Consider the following 9133-nt stretch of genomic DNA (forward strand, 5'->3'; position numbering starts at 1 on the left):
CACCGACGGGCCGTCGGCCGAAGAGTCCTCCTCGGAAGCCTCCTCCACCGCCTCCTCGACGATCACGTGCGCGTTCGTCCCGCTGATCCCGAACGCGGACACGCCGGCGCGGTGCGGCCGGTCCACCTCCGGCCAGGCGCGGGCCTCGGTGAGCAGCTCGACTGCCCCCGCCGACCAGTCCACCTCAGCGGACGGCGCGTCGACGTGCAGTGTCTTGGGCAGCACTCCCCGCCGCAATGCCATCACCGTCTTGATCACGCCCGCCACGCCGGCGGCGGCCTGGGTGTGGCCGATGTTGGACTTCAGCGAGCCCAGCAGGAGTGGCCGTTCGCGGTCCTGCCCGTAGGTGGCGAGCAGCGCCTGGGCCTCGATCGGGTCGCCCAGCGGCGTTCCCGTGCCGTGGCCCTCGACGGCGTCGACCTCGGCGGCCGACAGCCCGGCGGCGGCCAGCGCCTGCCGGATGACGCGCTGCTGGGACGGGCCGTTGGGCGCGGTGAGGCCGTTCGAGGCGCCGTCCTGGTTGACGGCGCTGCCCCGCAGGACGGCCAGCACCGGGTGCCCGTTGCGGCGGGCGTCCGAGAGCCGCTCCAGCACCAACACACCCGCGCCTTCGGCCCAGCCCGTCCCGTCCGCCGCGTCCGCGTACGCCTTGCAGCGCCCGTCCGGGGCCAGCCCGCCCTGCCGGGAGAACCCGGAGAAGCTCATCGGCGTCGACAGCACGGTGACGCCGCCCGCGAGGGCCAGCGTGCACTCACCGGCCCGGAGCGCCTGCGACGCGAGGTGCATCGCCACCAGCGAGGACGAACACGCCGTGTCGACGGTGACCGCCGGGCCCTCCAGACCGAAGGTGTAGGACACCCGGCCGGACAGCACGCTCGCCGTCAGACCGGTGGTGGCGTGACCCTCCATGTCCTCGTCCGAGTTCATCACCACGCCGACGTAGTCGACGCCCGCCGTGCCGACGAACACGCCGGTGCGGCTGCCGCGCAGGCCGCTCGGGTCGAGGCCGGCCCGCTCGAACGCCTCCCAGGACGTCTCCAGCAGCAGGCGCTGCTGCGGGTCCATCGCGAGGGCCTCGCGCGGTGAGATGCCGAAGAAGCCCGCGTCGAACTCGCCGGCCGCGACGAACCCGCCCTCGATCGAGGCGCTGCTGCCGTGGCCCTCCCCGAGCAGCGCCCCGATGTCCCACCCCCGGTCGGCGGGAAGGCCGGTGACGCCGTCCCGCCCGTCCTCGACCAGCCGCCAGAGCTCCTCGGGGGTGGTCACCCCGCCGGGCAGCCGGCACGCCATGCCGACGATGGCGATCGGCTCGTGCCGGCCGGATTCGACCTCCAGCAGTCGTTGGCGGGTCTGGTGCAGGTCGGCCGCGACCCACTTGAGGTAGTCAACGAGCTTGCTGTCGTTCGACATGGGGGGTGGTGCCTTCCTGTGATGAGGCGGGGTCGGTCAGCGGTCGCTCAGACGGCCGAGCTCGTTGTCGATGAAGGCCAGGACCTCGTCCGCGCTCGCTGCTTCGAGCCGCTCCGCAATGGCGTCCTCGGCATTCTGCGCGTCCTGGTTTCGCAATTTCTCCAGCATTCGGCGCAGCCGGAGCGCGAGCGCGTCGCGCGTCGCCTCGTCGGTGTCGGCCTCGGCCAGCGCCGCGTCCAGGCGGTCGAGTTGGCCGAACAGCGCGGCGCCGTCCGCCGCGCCCCGCTCGTCGAGGAGCACGCCGAGCAGGTGGGCGCCGAGGACGGCGGGGGTCGGGTGGTCGAAGACCAGGGTCGCGGGCAGGCGCAGGCCGGTGACGGCGGTGAGACGGTTGCGCAGTTCCAGGGCGGTGAGGGAGTCGACGCCGAGGTCGTGGAAGTCCCGGTCGGCGGGGACGGCCTGGGGCGAGGCGTGGCCGAGGACGGCCGCCGCCTCGGTGCGGACCAGGTCGACGACGTGGCGCAGCCGGTCGCCCTCGCGCAGTTGGGTGAGGCGGGCGGCGAGCGCGACCACCGCTCCGGTGCGCCCGCCCGTGGACTCGACCACGCGGCGCGCACCGCGGACGAGGCCGCGCAGCAGCGCGGGCACGGTGCCGGGCATCCGGGTGGGGCCGGTGGCGCGGCCGATGGGGACCAGGTAGGGCTCGTCGACGGTCGTGGCGGCGTCGAGCAGGGCGAGGCCCTGTTCCTCGGTCAGGGGCGGGACCCCGGTGGCGCGGATGCGGTGCAGGTCGGCCTCGGACAGCGTGCCCGTCATGCCGGCCGTGGGCACCCAGGCGCCCCAGCCCAGCGACTGGGCGGGCAGACCCCGCTGGCGGCGCCAGTGCGCGAGGCAGTCCAGGTAGACGTTGGCCGCGGCGTAGTTGCCCTGACCCGCACTGCCCATCACGCCCGAGACGGAGGAGAACAGGACGAAGGCCTTGAGGCCCTGGCCCTCGGTCAGCTCGTGGAGGTTCCACGCCGCGTCCACCTTCGGCCGCAGGACGGCAGACAGGCGTTCGGGAGTCAGACCGGTCACGATGCCGTCGTCCAGCACACCGGCCGCGTGCACCACACCGGTGACCGTCCGCCCGTCCAGCGCCTGGGCGAGCGCCTCCCGATCGGCCGCGTCACAGGCCACCACCTCGGCGCGCGCCCCCAGCTCCGCCAGCTCGTCCACCAGCTCGGACGCGCCACCCCGGCGGCTCAGCAACAGCAACTCACGCACACCGTGCCGGGTGACGAGATGCCGGGCGACGAGACGGCCCAGGCCACCGGTGCCACCCGTGATCACCACGGTGCCCCCGCCCCAACCCGACGACCGCCCACCCGGGCTCACCCGGGCCAGCCGGCCCACCCGTACGACACCGGCCCGAGCGGCGAACTGGAAGTCTCCACCGCTCAGTTGCATCGAGAGGACGGGCAGCGCCGCCTTCACGTCCGACGCCCGCTCGACGTCGAGCAGGGCGAACCGGCCCGGGTTCTCGGCCTCGGCCGCCCGGACGAGACCCCAGAGCGCGCCGCCGGCGAGGTCCGCGACCGCACCGCCCGGCACCGCCCCCCGGGTCGTGAACACCAGGCGGGCGTCGGCGAAGCGCGGCTCGGCCAGCCACTCCTGCACCAGGCCCAGCGCCCACGCCGTCACCGCATGGACGTCCTCGGGCGCGAAACCGCCCGCCACCGGCACGAGGACCAGGTCCGGCGCCTCGCCGGTCAGGTCGGCGAGCGACGGCACGTCCTCGCCCAGGGTGACGGCCTGCACGGGCCCGGCGGCGCGCGCCGAGGCGTCCGCCCAGTCGAGCCGCAGCAGCACCCCGGCCGATCCGGCCTGCTCGGCCGCGGCGGCCGGCTCGCCCAGCACCAGCGATCCGGCCGACAGCACGGGGCCGCCCGCCGCGTCCGTGACCTCGACGGACACCGCGTCCGCACCCGTCCGCGCGACCCGCAGCCGCACGACCGCCGCGCCGGTGGCGTGCAGCGCCACGTCCCGCCAGTCGGCGGGCACCAGCCGCGCGCCTTCGTCCGCCCCGGTCAGGCCGGCGATCTGGACGGCCGCCTCCAGCAGCGCCGGGTGCAGCCCGTACGGCGCCGCGTCCTCGGCCCGGCCCGGCAGGACGGCCTCCGCGAACACCTCGTCTCCCCGCTGCCACACCGCCTGCAGCGTGCGGAACGCCGGGCCGTGGTCCAGCGGGTCGTGGCAGGACGCCGGATCCACGGCTACCGCCTCGGCCGGGGGCCACTCAGCGGCGTGGAACCCGGCTTCCCGCTCGCCCACGGCCAGGATGCCAGTGGAGTGGCAGACCCACGGGCCGTCCGCCCCCTCCGCCGGCCGGGCGTAGCAGCTCAGCGGACGCGTCCCGGCCCCGTCCGGCGTGCCGACGACCAGCTGGACGGCGACGGCACCGTCCTCGGGCAGCACCAGCGGCTCGGCGAGCGTCAGCCGCTCGACCCGGTCGCAACCCACCTGGTCGGCGGCTCGGACGGCCAGGTCCAGGAACGCGGTCCCGGGGAGGACGGCCACGCCGCCCACCCGGTGGTCACCCAGCCACGGCTGCGCCTTCAGCGACAGCCGGCCGGTCAGCAGCACGCTGCCCGAGTCGGCCGGGGAGACCACCGCGCCCAGCAGCGGGTGCTCGGCCGGTTGAAGGCCCGCGCCGGTCACGTCACCCGTGTGCACGGCCTGGGCCGGCCAGTAGCGCTCACGCTGGAAGGCGTACGTCGGCAGGACGACTCGCCGGGCGCCGGTGTGGTCGAGGACCCGGACCCAGTCGACGGGCACGCCGACGACGTGGAGGCGGGCGAGCGCCGTCAGCAGGACGCCCTCCTCGGGTCGGTCGGGGCGCAGCGCGGGGACGACGACGCGGTCGGCGCCCCCGCGCGGGTCCTGGGCGGCGGGGCTCTGCTCCACGAGGATCTGTTCGGTGAGGGCGGTGAGCACGCCGCCGGGGCCGAGTTCCAGGTAGTCCGTCGCACCGGCGGTGTCGAGGGCGCGGACGCCGTCGGCGAAGCGGACGGCCTCGCGGACGTGGCGCACCCAGTAGTCGGGGGTGGTGAAGTCCGCGCCGCCGAGCTCGCCGGTGAGGTTGGAGACCAGCGGGATCGAAGGCTCGCGGTAGGACAGGCCGTCGAGGACCTCACGGAAGTCCGCCAGCATCGGGTCCATCAGCGGCGAGTGGAACGCGTGGGACACCCGCAGGCGGGACGTCCGCTGGTCGGCGAAGTGCGCCTCGACAGCCGCGACGGCCTCCTCCGTGCCCGACACGACGACGGACCTCAGGCCATTGACGGCCGCGATGGACACGAAGTCGCCCACCAGCGGGCGGACTTCGTCCTCCGTCGCCTGCACCGTCAGCATCACGCCACCGGACGGCAGCGCCTCCATCAGCCGACCGCGAGCAATCACGAGCTTGCAGGCGTCCGCCAGCGAGAACACCCCCGCCACGTGCGCCGCAGCGATCTCACCGACCGAGTGACCGGCCACGAAATCCGGCCGGACGCCCAGCGACTCGACGAGCCGGAAGAGCGCCACCTCGACCGCGAACAGCGCGGCCTGGGCGTACCCCGTCCGGTTCAGCGGCTCCGCCTCCTCGCCCCACACCACCTCGCGCACGGGCACGTCCGTCGCGGCACACACCGCGTCGAACGCCTCCGCGAACACCGGGAACCGGCCATACAACTCGCGCCCCATGCCCAGCCGTTGCGACCCCTGCCCGGAGAACAGCAGCGCGAGCCGCCGCTCCCCCGCCGCGCCGCGCGCCACCTCGGCCCCGTCCAGCAGCACCGCCCGGTGCCCGAACCGCGACCGCCCTGCCAGCGACAGCCCGACGTCCACCGCCGAACCGTCCACGTCGACGAGTCCGGCCAGTTGCGCGTCCAGCGCGGCCTCCGACGCTCCCGACACCACCCACGGCACGACGCCCGGGGCCACGACCGCCTGCTCGGCCCGCTCGACCGCCGGCGCCTGCTCCACGATCACGTGGGCGTTCGTCCCGCTGATCCCGAACGACGAGACCCCGGCGCGTCGCGGGTGCCCGGCCTCGGGCCACGTCCGCGCCTCCGTCAGGAGCTCCACCGCGCCCGCCGACCAGTCGACGTGCGAGGACGGCGCGTCGACGTGCAGCGTCTTGGGCAGCACGCCCGCCCGCATCGCCTCCACCATCTTGATCACGCCCGCGACGCCGGCCGCCGCCTGGGTGTGGCCGAGGTTGGACTTGACCGAGCCGAGGAACAGCGGGTGCTCGCGGTCCTGCCCGTACGTCGCGAGCAGCGCCTGGGCCTCGATCGGGTCACCCAGCGTCGTGCCCGTCCCGTGCGCCTCGACGGCGTCGACCTCGGCGCCCGACAGCCCGGCGTTGGCGAGCGCCTGCCGGATGACGCGCTGCTGGGCCGGCCCGTTGGGCGCGGTGAGCCCGTTCGACGCGCCGTCCTGGTTCACGGCGCTGCCGCGCACGAGCGCGAGCACCGGGTGCCCGTTGCGCAGCGCGTCCGAGAGCCGCTCCAGCACCAGCACGCCCGCGCCCTCCGACCAGCCCGTCCCGTCCGCGCCGTCCGCGAACGCCTTGCAGCGCCCGTCCGTCGCGAGGCCGCCCTGCCGGGTGAAGCCGAGGAAGCTCATCGGCGTGGACAGGACGGTCACCCCGCCGGCCAGTGCCAGCGTGCACTCGCCGCTGTGGAGGGACTGCGCGGCCAGGTGCATCGCCACCAGCGAGGAGGAGCAGGCGGTGTCGATCGTCAGCGCCGGACCCTCCAGGCCGAAGCAGTACGACACCCTGCCGGAGATCACGCTGTTGGCCAGTCCGGTGCTGGCGTGGCCCTCCACTTCATCGCGGGAGTTCATCACCAGCGAGGCGTAGTCCTGGCCCGTCGTGCCGACGAAGACTCCGGTCCGGCTGCCGCGCAGCGCGGTCGGATCGATGCCGGCCCGTTCGAAGGCCTCCCAGGACGTCTCCAGCAGCAGACGCTGCTGCGGGTCCATGGCGAGGGCCTCGCGCGGCGAGATGCCGAAGAAGCCCGCGTCGAAGTCCCCGAGGCCGGCCAGGAAGCCGCCCTGTCGGGTGGCGCTCACGCCGTGGCCGGTGCCGAAGAGCGCGCCGAGGTCCCAGCCGCGGTCGGTCGGGAAGTCGGTGATGCCGTCGCGCCCCTCGCTCAGGAGCCGCCAGAGGTCCTCGGGGGCCCGCACACCGCCGGGCAGGCGGCAGGCCATGCCGACGATCGCGATCGGTTCCCGGGCGTCGCCGCCGACGGCCGCCGGGGCGGCCGGTTCGTCGTCCTCCTCGAGGAGTTCCCCGAGGAGGTGGGCGGCGAGGACGCGCGGGGTCGGGTGGTCGAAGACCAGGGTTGCCGGGAGCCGGAGCCCCGTGACGGCGGCGAGGCGGTTGCGCAGCTCGATCGCGGTGAGGGAGTCGAACCCGAGATCACGGAACTCCCGGCCCGGGTCGACCGCCTGGCCCGAGGCGTGTCCCAGGACCCCGGCGGCCTCCGCGCGGACGAGGTCGCCGACGTGGCGCAGCCGGTCGCCCTCACGCAGCTCGTGCAGGCGCGCGGCGAGCGCGGCGCCCGTGCCGCCCATGTTCGCCGCGCTCCGGCGAGCGGCGGGCAGCAGTGCGCGGAACATCGGCGGCACCTCGCCGCGCGGGCGGGCTCCCGGTGCCATGCGACCGGTCGCGACCAGGTACGGCTCGTCGACGGCCATCGCGGCGTCGAGCAGCGCGAGACCGTCCCCGTCGGTCAGAGGCGGGACGCCGGAGGAGCGGATGCGGTGCAGATCGGCCTCGGAGAGCGTTCCCGTCATGCCGCCCGTCGGCGCCCACGCGCCCCAGCCCAACGACTGGGCGGCCAGGCCCTGCTGGCGGCGCCAGTGCGCCAGCGCGTCGAGGTAGACGTTCGCCGCCGCGTAGTTGCCCTGACCGGCGCTGCCCAGGACACCGGAGATCGAGGAGAAGAGGACGAAGGCCTTGAGGTCCTGGTCCCTGGTCAGCTCGTGGAGGTTCCAGGCCGCGTCCACCTTCGGCCGGAGGACGGCGGACAGGCGCTCGGGCGTCAGTTCGTTCACCACGCCGTCGTCCAGGACACCGGCCGCGTGCACGACACCCGTGATCGTCCGGCCGCTCAGCGCCTCGGCGAGCGCCTCGCGGTCGGCGGCGTCGCAGGCCACGACCTCGACACCGGCGCCCAGCGCGCGCAGTTCCTCCAGCCACGCGCCACAACCACCGCGGCGGCTCAGCAACAGCAGGTCCCGGACGCCGTGTTCGGTGACGAGGTGGCGGGCGACGAGACGCCCCAGGCCGCCGGTGCCGCCCGTGACGACGACGGTGCCCCCGCCCCAGCCGGCCGAGGACCCGCCCCGCGTGACGCGGGCCAGCCGGCCCACGCACACGGCGCCGTCGCGGACCACCGCCTGCGGCTCGCCGGTCGCCAGCACGGCCTCCAGCGGCAGCTCACCGTCCGTGTCGACGAGCACGAACCGGCCCGGGTGCTCCGACTCCGCAGCCCGCACCAGGCCCCACACGGCAGCGCCGACGAGGTCGGACACCTTGCCACCCGCCACGGCGCCCCGCGTGACGAGGACGAGACGCGCGTCGGCGAAGCGCGGCTCGGCCAGCCACTCCTGCACCAGGCCCAGCGCCCACGCGGTCACCCCGTGCACCTCCTCGGGCGTCGAACCGCCCGGTACCGGGACCACCACCGCGTCCGGCACGTCGTCCCCGAGCTCCGACAGCCCGGCGGCCTCCACGAACCGGACGCCGACCGGACGGGCGGGCACGGCCGCGACCCACTCCAGCCTCAGCAGTGAGCCGTTCACCCCGTGGGAGGCGGCGGCCGGCTCGCCCAACTCCACGGACTCCGCCGACAGCACGAGCTCGCCCGCCGCGTCGGCGAGGGCCAGCGACAGCGTGTCCGTGCCCGTCCGCACCAGCCGCGCCCGCACCACGGTGGCGCCCGTGGCGTGCAGCGACACCCCGGACCAGGCCACCGGGACGAGCCCTCGTCCGTCCGCCCTCAGGACGGCGGCCGGCAGAGCCGGGTGCAGACCGAACCTGGCCGCCGCACCCGCCAGTTCGGCCGGGATCTCGACTTCGACGAAGGTCTCCTCGCCGCGCCGCCAGACACCGGCGCCGTCCGCGACCGCGCCGGTCGGTGGCCAGAGCGCCGCGTCGAAGTCGGCGGCGCGCGCTCCCGTGGTCAGCACCCCGGTGGCGTGCTCCGTCCACGGATCGTCGAGGCCGCCGTCGGGGCGCGAGAAGAAGGTCACCGTCCGCGCGCCCGACTCGTCCGGCACACCGGCCCTGACCTGGACGACCGTGCCGCCGCCCGCGTCGGCCGGGGCGAGCGGCCGGGTGACGGCGAGCCGCTCGACCCGGTCGCAGCCGACGTGGTCGCCGACCCGGATCGCCAGTTCCAGGAACCCGGCCGACGGGAAGACGTCCGCGTCGCCGTCCCACGCCACCGTGCCGGGCGAGAGCCGGCCGGTGAAGACGACGCTGTCCGTGCCCGCGAGCGGCAGGACGGCGCCGAGCAGCGGGTGGTCCGCCGCCACCAGACCGGCGGAGGCGACATCGCCGGCGCCGCTGCCGCGTGCGGGCCAGTACTGCTCGTGCTGGAAGGGGTAGGTGGGCAGGTCGACCCGGTTCGCGCCGGTGCCGTCGAAGAGCCGGGACCAGTCGACGGGGACGCCGGTGACGTGC

At 75.5% G+C, this 9133-nt stretch carries 2 protein-coding genes; both read right to left on the reverse strand.

The features are described 5' to 3' along the window. The coding region (locus ACWCYO_RS39360; protein WP_449786891.1) for a type I polyketide synthase at positions 1 to 1410 on the reverse strand (1410 nt) is incomplete at its 3' end. Positions 1411 to 1446: 36 nt separating this feature from the next. Then, positions 1447 to 9133: SDR family NAD(P)-dependent oxidoreductase (locus tag ACWCYO_RS39365; RefSeq protein ID WP_449786892.1), on the reverse strand; the 7687-nt coding region annotated here is incomplete at its 5' end.

Source organism: Kitasatospora sp. NPDC001683 (genome assembly GCF_053596495.1).